Annotated in this window: 15 protein-coding genes; 12 read left to right on the plus strand and 3 right to left on the minus strand. The window is 73.2% G+C overall.

From position 1 onward, the window contains the following. Positions 1–59 precede the first annotated feature (59 nt). The 3 genes from OG617_RS21835 to OG617_RS21845 all read left to right on the plus strand — a co-directional run bounded on the left by OG617_RS21835 (position 60) and on the right by OG617_RS21845 (position 2784). On the plus strand, positions 60–467 hold the full coding sequence (locus tag OG617_RS21835) for a hypothetical protein (protein ID WP_405094880.1): 408 nt from the start codon (positions 60–62) through the stop codon (positions 465–467). Then, entirely contained in the window at positions 467–676 is a 210-nt protein-coding gene (locus tag OG617_RS21840) for a DUF6186 family protein (RefSeq protein ID WP_405103877.1), read from the plus strand. Before OG617_RS21835 ends, OG617_RS21840 begins: the two co-directional genes overlap by 1 nt. A 785-nt stretch (positions 677–1461) precedes the next feature. After that, positions 1462–2784: an MATE family efflux transporter gene (locus tag OG617_RS21845; protein ID WP_405094881.1), complete on the plus strand. Its 1323-nt coding sequence runs from the start codon at positions 1462–1464 to the stop codon at positions 2782–2784. Between the two features lie 20 nt (positions 2785–2804). Here the strand turns inward: OG617_RS21845 and OG617_RS21850 are convergent, their stop codons facing one another. Further along, positions 2805–3023, minus strand: a complete 219-nt coding sequence (locus OG617_RS21850) for a hypothetical protein (RefSeq protein ID WP_405094882.1) — start codon at positions 3021–3023, stop codon at positions 2805–2807. Positions 3024–3113: 90 nt separating this feature from the next. Between OG617_RS21850 and truB the strand changes: the two genes are divergently transcribed. The 8 genes from truB (at position 3114) to OG617_RS21890 (ending at position 12315) form a co-directional block, all read left to right on the plus strand. Beyond that, positions 3114–3998, plus strand: a complete 885-nt coding sequence (gene truB, locus OG617_RS21855) for a tRNA pseudouridine(55) synthase TruB (protein ID WP_405094883.1) — start codon at positions 3114–3116, stop codon at positions 3996–3998. Between the two features lie 59 nt (positions 3999–4057). Further along, the gene (locus OG617_RS21860) at positions 4058–4987 is read left to right on the plus strand and encodes a bifunctional riboflavin kinase/FAD synthetase (RefSeq protein ID WP_405094884.1); all 930 of its coding nucleotides are present in this window, start codon (positions 4058–4060) and stop codon (positions 4985–4987) included. 252 nt (positions 4988–5239) lie between these two features. Further along, positions 5240–5509, plus strand: coding sequence for a 30S ribosomal protein S15 (rpsO, locus tag OG617_RS21865; RefSeq protein ID WP_007075299.1), 270 nt, complete (start codon positions 5240–5242; stop codon positions 5507–5509). A gap of 233 nt (positions 5510–5742) precedes the next feature. Beyond that, positions 5743–8142 carry a polyribonucleotide nucleotidyltransferase gene (locus tag OG617_RS21870; protein WP_405094885.1) on the plus strand — a complete coding sequence of 800 codons (2400 nt, stop codon included), beginning with the start codon at positions 5743–5745 and terminating at the stop codon, positions 8140–8142. A gap of 94 nt (positions 8143–8236) precedes the next feature. Next, on the plus strand, positions 8237–9607 hold the full coding sequence (locus tag OG617_RS21875; protein ID WP_405094886.1) for a M16 family metallopeptidase: 1371 nt from the start codon (positions 8237–8239) through the stop codon (positions 9605–9607). Positions 9608–9694: 87 nt separating this feature from the next. Beyond that, a complete protein-coding gene (dapB, locus tag OG617_RS21880; RefSeq protein WP_405094887.1) occupies positions 9695–10468 on the plus strand; it encodes a 4-hydroxy-tetrahydrodipicolinate reductase in 774 nt (257 codons plus the stop codon). 250 nt (positions 10469–10718) lie between these two features. After that, positions 10719–11777 carry an IS110 family transposase gene (locus OG617_RS21885; protein ID WP_405094544.1) on the plus strand — a complete coding sequence of 353 codons (1059 nt, stop codon included), beginning with the start codon at positions 10719–10721 and terminating at the stop codon, positions 11775–11777. 52 nt (positions 11778–11829) lie between these two features. After that, a complete protein-coding gene (locus tag OG617_RS21890) occupies positions 11830–12315 on the plus strand; it encodes a GNAT family N-acetyltransferase (RefSeq protein ID WP_405094888.1) in 486 nt (161 codons plus the stop codon). Positions 12316–12357: 42 nt separating this feature from the next. Here the strand turns inward: OG617_RS21890 and OG617_RS21895 are convergent, their stop codons facing one another. Further along, the gene (locus OG617_RS21895; RefSeq protein ID WP_396675656.1) at positions 12358–12939 is read right to left on the minus strand and encodes a GNAT family N-acetyltransferase; all 582 of its coding nucleotides are present in this window, start codon (positions 12937–12939) and stop codon (positions 12358–12360) included. Positions 12940–12974: 35 nt separating this feature from the next. Between OG617_RS21895 and OG617_RS21900 the strand changes: the two genes are divergently transcribed. Then, positions 12975–14285, plus strand: coding sequence for a glycosyltransferase family 87 protein (locus OG617_RS21900; RefSeq protein WP_405094889.1), 1311 nt, complete (start codon positions 12975–12977; stop codon positions 14283–14285). On the opposite strand, the gene OG617_RS21905 is transcribed toward OG617_RS21900, so the two are convergent. Continuing rightward, a complete protein-coding gene (locus tag OG617_RS21905) occupies positions 14184–14735 on the minus strand; it encodes a GNAT family N-acetyltransferase (RefSeq protein ID WP_405094890.1) in 552 nt (183 codons plus the stop codon). The genes OG617_RS21900 and OG617_RS21905 overlap by 102 nt on opposite strands. Between the last annotated feature and the right edge of the window lie 33 nt (positions 14736–14768).

Here is a 14768-nt window from a genome sequence, read left to right on the forward strand (position 1 = left end):
GGACGACTCCGGGGGGTGTTGGTCTTCCCGCGCTCCGTCGCGGCGGGGAGAATTGCGGGATGGATCACCCGCGCGAGCTCATCGTCACGGAGCCCCGGGTCTGGGACCGTCCCGTGGTCTCCGTGCCGGTGCTGGTCTGTCTCTCCCTCGTCGGCGGGCAACTGCCCTCGTTCTCCGCCGCGGCGAACCTCTACACGCTCGGCACCGGGGGCGCGTTGATCTGGCTGGGCCTGGGTGCCCGGGTGCCGCGCCGGCCGGCGCCCCGCCGGCTCGGCGTGGGCGCGGTCTGGTGGCTGGTCCCGGTGGCCGTGTTCGGCGTGTTCGAGGGGACCACCTTCGTCCTGCACGCCGGCGACGATTTCCCCACCCTCTCCCGGCTGGCCGATCCGTTGCTGGAGGACGAACTGGTCCGCTCGGCGGCATGGTTCGCCTGGCTCGCCGCGTTCTGGGGGCTGGTGCGGCGATGATGCGGGCACTCGCCATCGGTGGCTTCGTCACCGCCCTGGCGCTCTTCGTCGCGGTCGAGTGGGCCGCCCGCCGCCCGGGCTCCCGGATCCCGTCGCTGGCCGACGTCTGCGCCTACGTGATGCGCTACGAGGTGGGCCCGGTGCCCGTCGGCCGGATCGGCCTGTTCGGCTTCTGGTGGTGGCTCGGCTGGCACTTCCTGGCCCGCTGAAAGGCACCCACCTCGGTCCCTGACCCTCCGGCCGGCCCTGGCGGGAATCTCACCCTGTCCAGATGGCGGGAAGAGTGGGCAACATGTGGACCTGAACGATAACTTGGGAATCGACCGGTGTCGTGTCCCGCGGTGCTGGTCGACGGTGGTGGCGCCGCACCCGGCATCGCCTCCCTCCAGGGTCCGACCGACCCGGGCGCACACCCAGACCGGCCGCTCCGGTGACCCCGGGCCGCCCGTCGGGCGCCAGCACGACCGGCCGCCGGGCCACCACGTCGCCGTGGCCCGCACCCTGGAAGGACCGAATCATGTCGAGCAAGCCCAAGACTGAGAACGCCGACGAGGCGCGCGAGCAGGCCCGCCGGGCGCTCCAAACGTCGATGGACACCCGCCAGTAACCCAGCCCCCCGGCGTTGATGCCCCCCACCCGCACCCCGAGCCCAACGCTGGTGCATTTTCAGAGAAAGAGTGCCTCAGGCAGCCCGGGAGGCCACTCTTTCTCTGAAAATGCGCGTTCTTGGGGCTGTCGACGCGGCTTGGCGCGTGTGTTGTGTTCTGGTCCAGGTCGTGCTCTGGGGGCGGGCCGTCGGTCGGTGTGCCGGCCTCGGTCGGCGCAGGGAGGGCGATCCGGCGCGGGCTGGTTGTCACCTGGGGGACCGGCCCTGCACCCGTGCGGGTCCGCCCCGCAGGGCTCCGCTGGGAGGTGCCGCCACCGGTGCCCACGTGGCGGGTAAGGAATAGTCATTCTTGCAGTCCTTACCTTTGCCGTGTCAGGATCGGTGGCGATGATCCGGTCCTCCCTCGCCCCGTCCGCCGTCGCCTCGCCGCGACGGATCGCCACCCTGGCCCTGCCGGCACTCGTGGTGCTCGCCGCCGAGCCGCTCTACGTCCTGGTCGACACGGCTGTGGTCGGGCACCTCGGCCGGCTGCCGCTCGCCGCGCTGGCCGTCGCCGGCACCGTGATGACCCTGATCGCGTGGCTGGGCACCGTGCTGGCGTACGGGATCACCGGGCGGGCCGCCCGCCGGTTCGGCTCCGGCGACCGGGCCGCCGCCGTGGCCGAGGGCGTGCAGGCGTCCTGGCTGGCGCTCGGGGTCGGGGTGCTGGTCGCGCTCGCCATGCAGCTCGGCGCCGGCCCGCTGGTCGAAGCGCTCGCCGGGCCCGGCGAGGTCGCCGACGCGGCCGGGCGGTGGCTGCGGGTCGCGGCGCTCGGGGCCCCCGGGCTGCTGCTCGCCGCGGCGGGCAACGGCTGGCTGCGCGGCGTGCAGAACACCCGTCGGCCGCTGTGGTTCGTGCTCGGCCCCAACCTGCTCTCCGCGCTGCTCTGCCCGTTGCTGGTCTACCCCGTCGGGTGGGGACTCACCGGCTCGGCGGTGGCCAACGTGGTGGCCCAGACCATCTCCGGCGGGCTGTTCGCCGCCGCGCTGGTGAGCGAGCGGGTGGCGCTGCGCCCCCGCCCGGGGGTGATCCGCCAGCAGCTCGTGCTCAGCCGGGACCTGCTGGTCCGGGGCGTCGCCTTCCAGGCCAGCTTCCTGTCCGCCACCGCCGTCGCGGCCCGGTTCGGGGCGGCTGCGGTCGGCGCGCATCAGATCGCCGTACAACTGTGGTTCTTCACCGCCCTGGTGCTCGACGCCCTCGCGATCGCCGCGCAGGCGCTGATCGGCGCGGCGCTCGGTGCCGGCGACGACGCCGGCGCCCGCGCCCTGGCCCGGCGGGTCGCGCTGCTCGGCGCCGGCTGCGGCGTGGCGTTCGCGGTGCTCATCGCCGTCGGGGCCGGCGTCGTGCCGGCGCTGTTCAGCTCCGACGAGCAGGTACGCGACCAGGCCATGGTCGCCTGGCCCTGGCTGGTGGCGTTGCAGCCGGTCGGCGGCGTGGTGTTCGCCCTCGACGGGGTGCTGATCGGCGCGGGTGACGTCCGCTACCTGCGCAATCTCACGATCGTCGCGGCGTTCGGCGGCTTCCTGCCGGCGATCTGGCTGTCGTACGCGTTCGACCTGGGCCTCGGCGGCATCTGGGCCGGTCTGTTCCTGTTCGTGCTGCTCCGGCTGGCGGCCCTGCTGCTGCGGCTGCGCTCCGGCGGCTGGGCCGTGGTCGGCGCCGTCCGCTGAGCGGAACGGAAGGGCACGCCCTAGTGGAGAAGGGCTTCCCGCTCACCCCATGGTGGCTCGCTGAACCGGCTCCGTTCCCACCAGCGCCACAGCGCCCGCCGCGCCTCCCGCAGGCCCGGTGTGGCGTCCACCAGCTCGGACAGGCGTCGGCCGAGGGTCCGCCGGGGCGGCTCGGGGTTGCGCATCCACTCGGGCAGGTCGACCCGGGCGTGGTGCTCCTGCGGGGGCGGGGTGCTCATGGGGGCTCCGGGGGAGGTCTGAGGAGGGGCGTGCCGCATTGTGCCGTGCGGTGGCGGGCGGCGCGAGCCCGTCTGGCAGGCTTGGCGGTCGTGAGCACAGACGGTCTGATCGTGGTCGACAAGCCCGGCGGCATGACGTCGCACGACGTGGTGGCGCGGATCCGCCGGCTGGCCCGGACCCGCCGGGTCGGGCACGGCGGCACGCTCGATCCGATGGCCACCGGCGTGCTGGTGATCGGCGTCGGCCGGGCCACCCGGCTGCTGACCTACGTCATCGGCGCCGGCAAGAGCTACGCGGCCACCGTCCGGCTCGGGCAGGCCACCGTCACCGACGACGCCGAGGGCGACGTGCTGGCCACCACCCCGGCCGGGACGGTCACCGACGAGGCGATCCGGTCGGCGTTCGCGGCGCTGACCGGCGAGATCGACCAGGTGCCGAGCGCGGTCAGCGCCATCAAGATCGACGGCCAGCGGGCGTACAAGCGGGTGCGCGAGGGGGAGAGCGTCGAGCTGCCCGCCCGCCGGGTCACCGTGAGCCGCCTCGACGTGCTGGCCATCCGCCGGGACACCCCCGACGTGGTGGACGTGGACGTCGACGTGACCTGCTCGTCCGGGACGTACATCCGGGCGCTGGCCCGGGACGCGGGCCTGACGCTCTCGGTCGGCGGCCACCTGACCGCGCTGCGCCGCACCGCGGTCGGCGGCTTCGCCCTGGCCGAGGCGGCGACCCTCGACGAGCTGGAGCAGCGCGCGCCCGAGGTGGTGAACCTGCCGCTCGACGCGGCGGCCGACCGGTTCTTCCCGCGCCGGGAGGCCACCGCCGACGAGGCGAAGGTGCTCTCCCACGGGGGCCCGCTCGATCCGGCCGGCCTCGCCGGGCCGTACGCCGTCTTCGGCCCCGACGGCGGCCTGATCGCTATCGTCAGCGAGCGGGACGGCCGGGCCCGCGCGGAGATCGTGCTCGCCCCTGCCTGACGGCGGGCGGGGGTACGGCCGCCGGCGCGGCCGGTCGCGGAAGGCAGGGGAGGATCGTCATGCAGCGGTGGCGGGGGTACGACGCGGCGCCCGGCGGCTGGGGCCGTTCGGTCGTCACCATCGGCGTCTTCGACGGCGTGCACAAGGGGCACCAGGCGACCATCGGGCACGCCGTGGCCCGGGCGCGGGAGCTGGGCGTGCAGTCGGTGGTGGTGACCTTCGACCCGCACCCGGCCGAGGTGGTGCGCCCCGGTTCCCATCCGGCGGTGCTCACCGAGCCCGCCCGCAAGGCCGAGCTGATCGAGGCGCTCGGCGTCGACGTGCTCTGCGTGGTGCCGTTCACCCCGGAGTTCTCCCGGGTGCCGGCCGAGGCGTTCGTGCACGACATCCTGGTCCAGCACCTGCACGCCGCCCTGGTCGTGGTGGGGGAGAACTTCCGGTTCGGGCACCGGGCGGCCGGCGACGTGGCGCTGCTGGAGCGGCTCGGCCGGACCTTCGGTTTCTCGGTCGAGGGGGCGCCGCTGGTCGCCGAGGACAGCACCGTGTTCTCCTCCACCTATATCCGGGCGTGCGTCGACGCCGGTGACGTCGCCGCGGCGGCCGCCGCGCTGGGCCGTCCGCACCGGGTCGAGGGGGTGGTGGTCCGGGGCGACCAGCGCGGCCGGGAGCTGGGCTTTCCCACCGCCAACCTGCTCTGCCACCGGTACGTGGCGGTGCCCGCCGACGGCGTCTACGCCGCCCGGCTGGTCCGTCGGGGGCACCGGAAGTGGCTGGCCGCGGCCGTCTCGGTCGGCACCAACCCGACGTTCTCCGGCCTGGAGCGGCGGGTCGAGGCGTACGCGCTGGACTTCTCCGGGGACCTGTACGGCGAGCGGCTGGCCCTGGACTTCGTCACCCACCTGCGCGGCCAGGTGCGCTACGACGCGGTCGAGCCGCTGATCGCCCAGATCGCCGAGGACGTCGAGCGGACCCGCCGAGCCCTCGACTGAGCCGGCCCGTCACCCTGGCCCGCCACCCCGGCCGCCACCCTGGCCGCCTCGTCGGGCGCAACGTCGGATCGCCTCGTCGGACGCCCTTGGCGGGTGGTTCCGGCTAGGGCTGGTAGTCTGGCGGGGACGTCGACTGACCGACGTGGGGCCTCGCGTGCCTGCACGACGCCGCGGGTGCGAGGTGCCGGTCCGTCCCGGTCCACCGACCGACACGACGGGCATCAGTGATCAACCCATCGAAACAGGGAGAACATGGCGCTCGACCAGGAAGCCAAGGCCAAGATCCGCGCGGAGTACGCGACCGCCGAGGGCGACACCGGTTCGCCGGAGGTGCAGGTCGCGGTCCTCACGAAGCGGATCGCCGAGCTCACCGAGCACCTGAAGGTGCACAAGCACGACCACCACAGCCGTCGTGGGCTGCTGCTGCTGGTCGGCCGTCGCCGTCGGCTGCTCAACTACGTCCAGAAGAAGGACATCAGCCGCTACCGGTCGCTCATCGAGCGGCTCGGCCTGCGCCGTTGACGTGACGGGGGAGCGACCCAGCGGGTCGCTCCCCCGATCGGCGTCCACCACCTGACGAAAAACAGGGGCCGCGCGACCACCCGACAGGGAGCCGGTCAGCGTACCGGTCTCCGGTAGTGGCCCCCGGGAACCCCGGCAGCTCGCCGGCACCCCGGGCGCTTCGATCGAAGACCGGCCGTCTGAGCAGCTCCCCGCGTCGTGGGCCCCCCGATGCGAAGGAGCACCACCGAACCATGACCGGGCAAAACCTCGGCACCGAATCCCGCACCGCCGTGATCGACAACGGGTCCTTCGGCACCCGTGAGATCACCTTCTCCACCGGCCGGCTGGCCCGTCAGGCCGCCGGCTCCGTCGTCGCCCAGCTCGGCGAGACGGTCGTCCTGTCCGCCACCACCGCCGGCAAGCACCCGAAGGAGCAGTTCGACTTCTTCCCGCTGACCGTCGACGTCGAGGAGCGGATGTACGCCGCGGGCCGGATCCCCGGCTCGTTCTTCCGCCGCGAGGGCCGCCCCAGCGAGGACGCGATCCTCACCTGCCGGCTGATCGACCGGCCGCTGCGCCCGTCGTTCGTCAAGGGCCTGCGCAACGAGGTCCAGGTCGTCGAGACCATCCTCGCGCTCGACCCGCAGCACCCGTACGACGTGGTCGCGATCAACGCCGCGTCGATGTCGACCAAGCTCTCCGGCCTGCCGTTCTCCGGCCCGATCGGGGCGACCCGGGTCGCGCACATCGACGGCCAGTGGGTCGCCTTCCCGACCCTGGAGGAGCTGGCCCGGGCCACCTTCGACATGGTCGTGGCCGGCCGCACCCTCGCCGACGGTGACGTCGCGATCATGATGGTCGAGGCCGAGGCCACCCCGAACGCCGTGGCCCTGATCGCGGGCGGCGCCACCGCCCCGACCGAGGAGATCGTCGCCAGCGGCCTGGAGGCCGCCAAGCCCGCCATCCGCGAGCTGTGCCGCGCCCAGAGCGAGCTGGCCGAGGTGGCCGCCAAGCCGGTCGCCGAGTTCCCGGTCTTCCTGGACTACCAGGCCGACGTGTACGACGCGGTGGCCGAGCTGGTCCGCACCGAGGTGGCCGAGGCGATCACCATCGCCGGCAAGGCAGACCGCGAGGAGGCCCTGGACCGGGTCAAGGCCCGGGTCGCCGAGGAGCTGGGCGGTCGGTTCGAGGGCCGGGAGAAGGAGCTGTCCGCAGCCTTCCGGTCGCTGACCAAGTCCGAGGTCCGCAACCGGGTGCTGCGCGAGCAGGTCCGCATGGACGGCCGCGGCCCGCGCGACATCCGCGCGCTGACCGCCGAGGTCGGCGTGCTGCCCCGGGTCCACGGCTCGGCGCTGTTCGAGCGGGGCGAGACCCAGATCCTGGGCGTGACCACCCTGAACATGCTGCGCATGGAGCAGATGGTGGACACCCTCTCGCCGGAGAACCGCAAGCGCTACATGCACAACTACAACTTCCCGCCGTACTCGACCGGTGAGACCGGCCGGGTCGGCTCGCCGAAGCGGCGCGAGATCGGCCACGGCGCGCTCGCCGAGCGGGCCCTGCTCCCGGTGCTGCCGTCGCGCGAGGAGTTCCCCTACGCCATCCGGCAGGTCTCCGAGGCGCTCAGCTCCAACGGCTCCACCTCGATGGGCTCGGTCTGCGCCTCGACGCTGGGCCTGCTGTCGGCCGGTGTGCCGCTGAAGGCGCCGGTCGCCGGCATCGCCATGGGCCTCATCTCGGACGAGGTCGACGGCAAGACCCGGTACGTGACGCTGACCGACATCCTCGGCGCCGAGGACGCGTTCGGCGACATGGACTTCAAGGTCGCCGGCACGCCGGAGTTCGTCACCGCCCTCCAGCTCGACACCAAGCTCAACGGCATCCCGTCGGACGTGCTGGCCGCCGCGCTCCAGCAGGCGTACGAGGCCCGGCAGACCATCCTCGGCGTGATGCAGCGGGCCATCGAGGGGCCGGCCGAGATGTCGGAGTACGCCCCGCGGGTCACCACCGTGAAGATCCCGGTCGACAAGATCGGCATGGTGATCGGCCCGAAGGGCCAGACCATCAACGCCATCCAGGACGAGACCGGCGCCGAGATCTCCATCGAGGACGACGGCACCATCTACGTCGGCGCGACCAACGGCCCGTCGGCCCAGGCCGCGGTGGACCGGATCAACGGCATCGCCAACCCGACCCTGCCGAAGGCGGGGGAGCGGTTCCTCGGCACGGTGGTCAAGACGGCCGCGTTCGGCGCGTTCGTCTCCCTGCTGCCGGGCCGCGACGGCCTGCTGCACATCTCCAAGGTGGGCGACGGCAAGCGGGTCGAGCGGGTCGAGGACTTCCTCAACGTCGGCGACAGGGTCGAGGTGGAGATCGCGGACATCGACGCCCGCGGCAAGATCTACCTCGACAAGGTCCGCCCGGAGGGCACCGAGGCGCCGGCCGCCACCGGCGAGGTCGCCGGCGGCGAGCGTCCGGCCAGCCGGGGCGGCGACCGGGGCCCGCGTGACCGCGGTGACCGCGAGCGCGGCGGCGACCGGGGCGGTCGTGGCCCGGGCGGCGGCGCCCCGGGCGGCAGCGAGGGCGGCGGCGAGGGCGGCGAAGGTGGCGAGGGCGGCGAGCGTCCGCGCCGCCGCACCCGGCACAGCTGACGTTCACCCCAGCACCACCCACCCCTCGTCGAACTGAGAGCAGGTTTCCGTGAGTCGGGCCCAGCGCGCGTCTTTTCCTGCGGGTCGACGGGGGGTGGCGCCGTCCGGGGCCGTCCGGCACGCCACCGGGGCACAGCCCGGGCGAGCCGGCGGGTCGACCCGGGCGGTCACCCGCACGCTGAGTGACGACCCGCTGGGCGGCACGGTACGCCGTACCGTGCTGCCCAGCGGGCTTCGCGTGCTCACCGAGGCGATCCCGGCGATGCGCAGCGTCTCGTTCGGCATCTGGGTCTCCGTCGGCTCCCGGGACGAGACCGGCCCGCAGGCCGGGGCCGCGCACTTCCTGGAGCACCTGCTCTTCAAGGGCACCCACAAGCGCACCGCGCTGGAGATCTCCTCTGAGATCGAGGCGGTGGGCGGCGAGACGAACGCCTTCACCACGAAGGAATACACCTGCTACTACGCCCGCGTGCTGGACGAGGACCTGCCGCTGGCCATCGACGTGATGTGTGACGCGGTAGCCGACTCGCTGCTGGAGCCGGCCGACGTGGAGACCGAGCGCGGCGTCATCCTCGAAGAGATCGCCATGCACGACGACGAGCCCGGCGACGAGGTGCACGACCTGTTCGCCCGCGCCGTCTACGGCGAACACCCCCTCGGCCGGCTGATCTCCGGCACCGAGGAGACGGTCACCCCGATGACGCGGCGGCAGATCCAGGGCTTCTACCGCCGCCACTACACCCCGGCGCAGATCGTCATCGCCGCCGCCGGCAACCTCGACCACGCCACCGTGGTCAAGCTGGTCCGCCAGGTGCTGGCCGGGACCCCGCTGGACACCGACCCGGCCGTGCCGGCCCCGCACCGTCCGGACACCCCGGCGGTACGCGTGAAGCCGGCCACCACCCTGGTCGAGCCGAAGGAGACCGAGCAGGCGCACATCATCCTCGGCTGCCCCGGCATCGACCGCATCGACGAGCGGCGCTTCGCCCTCGGGGTGCTCAACAACGTACTCGGCGGCGGCATGTCCAGCCGGCTGTTCCAGGAGATCCGGGAGCGGCGCGGCCTGGCCTACTCGGTCTACTCCTACGCCAGCCAGTACGCCGACAGCGGCCTGTTCGCCGTCTACGCCGGCTGCGCCCCCGGGAAGGTGGACGAGGTGCTGAAGCTGACCCGCGCCGAGTTGGCCCGGGTGGCCGCCGACGGGCTGACCGAGGCCGAGGTGGCCCGGGGCAAGGGGATGAGCAAGGGGTCGTTCGTGCTCGGCCTGGAGGACACCGGCTCCCGGATGAGCCGGCTCGCCAAGGGGGAGCTGCTCTACGGCGACCTGATGCCGGTGGACGAGCTGCTGGCCCGGGTCGACGCGGTGACCGTGGACGACGTGAACACCCTCGCCGCCGAGCTGCTCGCCCGGCCGATGTCCCTCGCGGTCGTCGGCCCGTTCGGCGAGCGCGACTTCACCTCCTGACCGCCGCGACGCCCCGCCGGCGGCGGCACGTGGGACGCCCGGCGGTCGGCCCGGTGTGGGCGTCCCGGCTGGGATAGGTTGTGCCCCGTGACTGACGAGCTGGAGAAGGACCCCGGGGAGCTGATCCGGGTCGGTGTGCTGGGCGCGCGGGGCCGGATGGGCATCGAGGTGTGCAAGGCGGTCGACGCGGCGTCCGACCTGGAGCTGGTGGCGACGGTCGACCAGGGCGACGGCCTGTTTGCCGCCGCCGACGCCGGTGCCGAGGTGGTCGTCGACTTCACCACCCCCGACGTCGTCATGGACAACCTGCACTGGTGCATCGACCATGGGATCAGCGCCGTGGTCGGCACCACCGGCTTCACCGAGCAGCGGATCGAGCGGGTGCGCGGCTGGCTGGCCGACAATCCCGGGGTCGGCGTGGTGATCGCCCCCAACTTCGGCATCGGCGCGGTGCTGATGATGCAGTTCGCGGCCCGGGCGGCCCGGCACTTCGAGTCCGTCGAGATCATCGAGCAGCACCACCCGCGCAAGCTCGACGCCCCCAGCGGCACCGCCACCCACACCGCCCGGCGGATCGCGCAGGCGCGGGCCGAGGCCGGCCTCGGCCCGGTTCCGGACGCCACGAAGGACGAGGTGGCGGGCGCCCGGGGCGCCGACATCGACGGGGTACGTGTGCACGCCGTGCGCGCCACCGGCCTGGTCGCCCACCAGGAGGTGCTGTTCGGCACCACCGGCGAGACGCTGACCATCCGGCACGACTCGTACGACCGGGCGTCGTTCATGCCGGGCGTGCTGCTGGCCGTCCGCGCGGTGCGCAACCGCCCCGGCCTCACCATCGGCCTGGACCCGCTGCTCGTCTGACTGTGAGGCTGGCCTGGTCGGTCCGCAGGTGATGGGCTGATGTCGGCAGCAGTGGGTGTGACTCTTCGTCTGACTGGCTTCGTGCCTTTGTGTGGACTTGTCCGTCCGCTGCTGCCGGCGCCGGCCCGGCGGGAGACGTTTGGCCTGATCAGGAGCTTGACCGCCAGTTAGCGGCTGGCGTGTCTCATCACAGTCCTGCCATCTCCGCACCGGACCGGACCCTTGCGTCCCCACGGTGAGGAGAGAACGCATGTCCATGCTGGCAGAACTGGTCGAAGTCGTCATCGGCGTCGACACGCACAAGGACACCCACACCGCCGCGGTGCTCGACACCCGCACAGGCGGAGTCCTGGCCAGAATCACGGTGAGTACCGATCCCGACGGTTATGTCGAGTTGGTGGCCCTGGCCGAGCAGCACTCGGGGCTGCGGGCCTGGGCGCTGGAGGGCTCCGGCGGCTACGGCGCCGGCCTGGCCCGGCACCTGGCCGACGCGGGTGAGATGGTCGTCGAGCTGGACCGGCCGTCACGCCCGGCCCGCCGTGGCGGGGCGAAGTCCGATGCGATCGATGCCGAACGTGCCGCCCGCGATGCTCTGGCCCGCACCAGGCTGGCGCAGCCCAAGACCGGACCCGAGCGGGCCGCGCTGCAGATGCGCCTGACCGCCCGCCGTGCGGCCGTGGAAGCCAGCGCCGATGCCCAGCGGCAACTGCACGCCATGGTGATCATCGCTCCGGAGGTGGTGCGGGCCCGGTTCCGTGGTCACAGCACCCGGACCATGCTCACCACCGCCACCCGGCTACGCCCCACCACCAACGCCGGCGTAGAGGTGTTCACCTGCCTGACCGTGTTGCGGGACCTCGACCGCCGCGTCCGCTTCCTCGAAGCCGAAGCCACCGCCCACGAGAAGGCGATCCGGACGATCGTGCGCTCCTGGCGACCGGACCTGCTCGACCTCACCGGCGTCGGCCCGATCGTCGCGGCCACCGTGCTCACCGCATGGTCCCACCCCGGACGCTGCCGCGACGACGCCGCGTTCGCCATGCTCGCCGGCGTGGCCCCGATCCCCGCATCATCGGGCAAAACCGTCCGCTACCGCCTCAACCGCTCAGGCGACCGCCAACTCAACCACGCCCTACACACCGTCGTCCTGACCCGGCTACAACGCGACGAACACACCCGCGCCTACGCCGACCGCCGCCGAACCCAAGGCAAGACCGACCGGGAGATCAAACGCTGCCTCAAACGTTACGTCGCCCGAGACCTCTACCGACGCCTTGAAAACCCACCCCAGCCACTTGACGCGCCATAGGAGCGTCCGGAAAGCGGTCGCCGGGCGGGCGGGTCGGCCCTAGGCTCGCCGGATGATCGACTCGAACCTCCGTGACCGCGCCGGGCGGCACGTCACCCTGCGCCCGGTCGACGACGACAACTGGCGGGCCGTCGCCGACGTGGTGCCCCGCGACGACCAGCGGGCCTGGGTGTACCCGATGGCGGCCCGCTACCTGCTGCTCAGCGCGCGCGGCGACGTCTGGACCTCCCTGGCGGTGTACGCCGACGAGGTCGTCGTCGGGCACGTCATGTGGGGCGCCGACGACGACGGCTCGCGGTGGATCGGCGGCATGGTCGTCGACGCCGCCGAGCAGGGCCGGGGGGTGGGTGCCGCCACCGTGACGACTCTGGCCACCTGGCTGCGCGCCCAGCCGGGCCGCCCGGCCGTCCGCCTGTCGTACCACCCGGAGAACCTGGCCGCCGTCGCCCTCTACCCCCGCCTGGGCTTCGCCCCGACGGGTGCGGTGGAGGACGACGAACTGGTCGCCGAACTCGCCGACCCGCCCCGACGGCAGTGACGCCACCGCCCGCTGCCCCGGGGTGGCGGGCCGGCGGGCCGGTCAGCCGGCGGAGGGGGCGTCGGGGGGCACCGCGACGTGCAGTCGAAGCTGGTTGACCAGCATGTCGTCCACGTCGAGGGCCCGGGCCGCCCCGTCGGGCTCCCAGCCGGCGGTGGTGAGGAACTTCCGGGTCGCCGGATCGGCATCGAACGCCCACGCCACCGCGCGGCCGAAACCGTCCTCCCGCCACAGGTCCACGCTGGCGGCGAGCAGCCGGCTGCCGTGCCCGCGTCGGCCCCAGCGCGGTTCGACCAGCAGGTCCGTCACCGCCACCACGTCGGGCCCGAGCGCCTCGGCCGGCTCGTTCGGGGCGAGTGACTCGGCGTCGGCCGGACCCGAGGCGACGAACCCCACCAGATACGATTGCTCAGCCTGTTCGACGGCGACCAGCACCCGGTGCGCGCCCGAGGGCGGCTCCTGCACGGCCGCGCTCCACCGCCGGGCGAGGTACGCCTCGTCCAGGTTGTCGAGCACGTGCCGGGGCAGGATCCGGCGATAGGCGACCCGCCAGGTCGCGAGCTGGATGTGTGCGATCTCGCCGGCGTCTTCCGGACGCGCCGGGCGGACGTACCCGAGAGCCATGGGACGTGAGCCTACGCAGGGCGAGGGAGGCGATGGTGGCGCAGGGTGCCAAACGGACGATCGGCCAAGTCGTCAGCGTCTGCTGCCTCGCCGTCGCGGTGGCCCTGTTCCTGTCGGTGGCGGCCGTGCGGCACGGCTTCTTCGACCTCAAGGTCTACTACGGCGCGCTGAACTTCTGGGTGCACGACGGCGGGGAGATCTACGACTTCCTCAAGCCCGGCACCCAGTACGGCTTCACCTACCCGCCGTTCGCCGCCCTGGCGATGCTGCCGATGGCGGCGCTGCCCTGGACGGCGGCGATCGTGGTGAGCGTGGCCGCGTCCGTGCTGGTCAGCGCCGTGCTGATCTGGTGGCTGGTCGACCCGATCGCCCGCCGCGGCGGCTGGACCCGCTGGTACGCCCTCGCCCTGGCGCTCCTGCTGGCCGCCGCGTTCGAGCCGATGCGTGAGACGGTCAACTTCGGCCAGGTCAACATGCTGCTGCTGTTCCTGGTCGCGGTGGACCTGCTGCGGCTGCTGCCGGCCGGCAACCGGTGGGCCGGGGTGGGCATCGGCCTGGCCGCCGCGATCAAGCTGACGCCGGGGATCTTCGTCGTCTACCTGCTGGTCACCGGGCGCTGGCGGGCCGCGCTGACCGCCGTCGGCACCGCCGCCACGGCCACCCTGGTCGCTGCCGCGCTCTTCCCCGACGCGTCCCGGGAGTTCTGGACCTCGGCGCTGTGGAACACCGGCCGGGTCGGCGAGCTGGCGTTCGTGTCCAACCAGTCGTTGCGCGGCGTGGTGGCCCGGCTGAACCCCGAACATCCCAGCACCCTGGCCTGGGCGGTGCTGGTGCTCGCCACCCTCGCGGTCTGGGCGTGGCGGTCCCGGGCCGCCGCGGCGGCCGGCGACGAGGCCACCGGCCTGGCGCTGACCGGTGCGGTGATGTGCCTGATCAGCCCCGTCACCTGGGTGCACCACCTGGTCTGGCTGCTGCCGGGGCTGATCCTGCTGGTCGACAACGGCGTGGCGGCCCCCGCCCGCAGCCGCCGACGCCGTGTCCTGCTGGCCTTCGCCGCGATCGGGTACGGCTTCCTGATCAGCCGGATCGTCTGGGCCTGGGAGAAGGACTTCACCGGCGTGGACGGCTTCCTTGGCAGCAACACCTACGTCTGGATCAGCCTGGCCCTGCTGCTGTTCCTGCCGGTCCGGAGGTGGGCCGCGCCGTCCGGGCTCGGGTCGGCCGGGGGGCCGCCGCCGGCCGGGTCAGCCGTCGAGGCGTCCGGCGTAGCGCAGCTCGACCAGACCGAGCGGGGGCGCTCCGCCGGCCAGCGGCACGCGGTAGGTCGTCCGCTCGCCGTCCGGTGACAACCCGGCCCGCTCGTAGAAGCGGCGGGCCCGCCGGTTGTCCCGGAGCACCCAGAGCCGGTACGCGCCCCAGCCCTGCCCGGCCAGCCGCTCCTTCGCCGCGGTCAGCAGCCGCCCGCTCGTCCCGTCTCCCCAGTACGCCTTCTCGACGTACATGGTCAGCACCTCGCCGAGGGTGTGGTCCAGGTCGGCCCGGTCCTGGTTGTTCCGGTACGGCCCGAACGTGGTGAACCCGACGACCGCCCCGTCCCGCTCGGCCAGCAGGGTGGTGAACGGGTGCTCCGGGTCGGCCGTGCCGGTGTCCCGCCGCCGTTGCGCCCAGGCGGCCACGTTGAGCCGGTCCAGCACCTCGTCCGGCATGAACCCGACGTAGCCGTCCTGCCAGCCGTGCACGTGCACCCGGGCGACCGCCTCGGCGTCGTCCGGCTCTTCGGGGCGGATGATCAGCATGCGTCCGTTCTATGCCCCGGTAGGCGCGTCGTC

The organism is Micromonospora sp. NBC_01412 (genome assembly GCF_045040215.1).
GTDB lineage: Bacteria > Actinomycetota > Actinomycetes > Mycobacteriales > Micromonosporaceae > Micromonospora > Micromonospora rubida.

Excerpts from the sequence above, each read along its gene's own strand:
- OG617_RS21840 (WP_405103877.1), top strand. The coding sequence starts at position 467 with ATGCGGGCACTCGCCATCGGTGGCTTCGTCACCGCCCTGGCGCTCTTC.
- OG617_RS21885 (WP_405094544.1), top strand. The coding sequence starts at position 10,719 with ATGTCCATGCTGGCAGAACTGGTCGAAGTCGTCATCGGCGTCGACACG.
- OG617_RS21890 (WP_405094888.1), top strand. The coding sequence starts at position 11,830 with ATGATCGACTCGAACCTCCGTGACCGCGCCGGGCGGCACGTCACCCTG.
- OG617_RS21905 (WP_405094890.1), bottom strand. The coding sequence starts at position 14,735 with ATGCTGATCATCCGCCCCGAAGAGCCGGACGACGCCGAGGCGGTCGCC.
- OG617_RS21895 (WP_396675656.1), bottom strand. The coding sequence starts at position 12,939 with ATGGCTCTCGGGTACGTCCGCCCGGCGCGTCCGGAAGACGCCGGCGAG.
- OG617_RS21870 (WP_405094885.1), top strand. The coding sequence starts at position 5,743 with ATGACCGGGCAAAACCTCGGCACCGAATCCCGCACCGCCGTGATCGAC.
- OG617_RS21845 (WP_405094881.1), top strand. The coding sequence starts at position 1,462 with ATGATCCGGTCCTCCCTCGCCCCGTCCGCCGTCGCCTCGCCGCGACGG.
- OG617_RS21835 (WP_405094880.1), top strand. The coding sequence starts at position 60 with ATGGATCACCCGCGCGAGCTCATCGTCACGGAGCCCCGGGTCTGGGAC.
- OG617_RS21850 (WP_405094882.1), bottom strand. The coding sequence starts at position 3,023 with ATGAGCACCCCGCCCCCGCAGGAGCACCACGCCCGGGTCGACCTGCCC.
- rpsO (WP_007075299.1), top strand. The coding sequence starts at position 5,240 with ATGGCGCTCGACCAGGAAGCCAAGGCCAAGATCCGCGCGGAGTACGCG.
- OG617_RS21860 (WP_405094884.1), top strand. The coding sequence starts at position 4,058 with ATGCAGCGGTGGCGGGGGTACGACGCGGCGCCCGGCGGCTGGGGCCGT.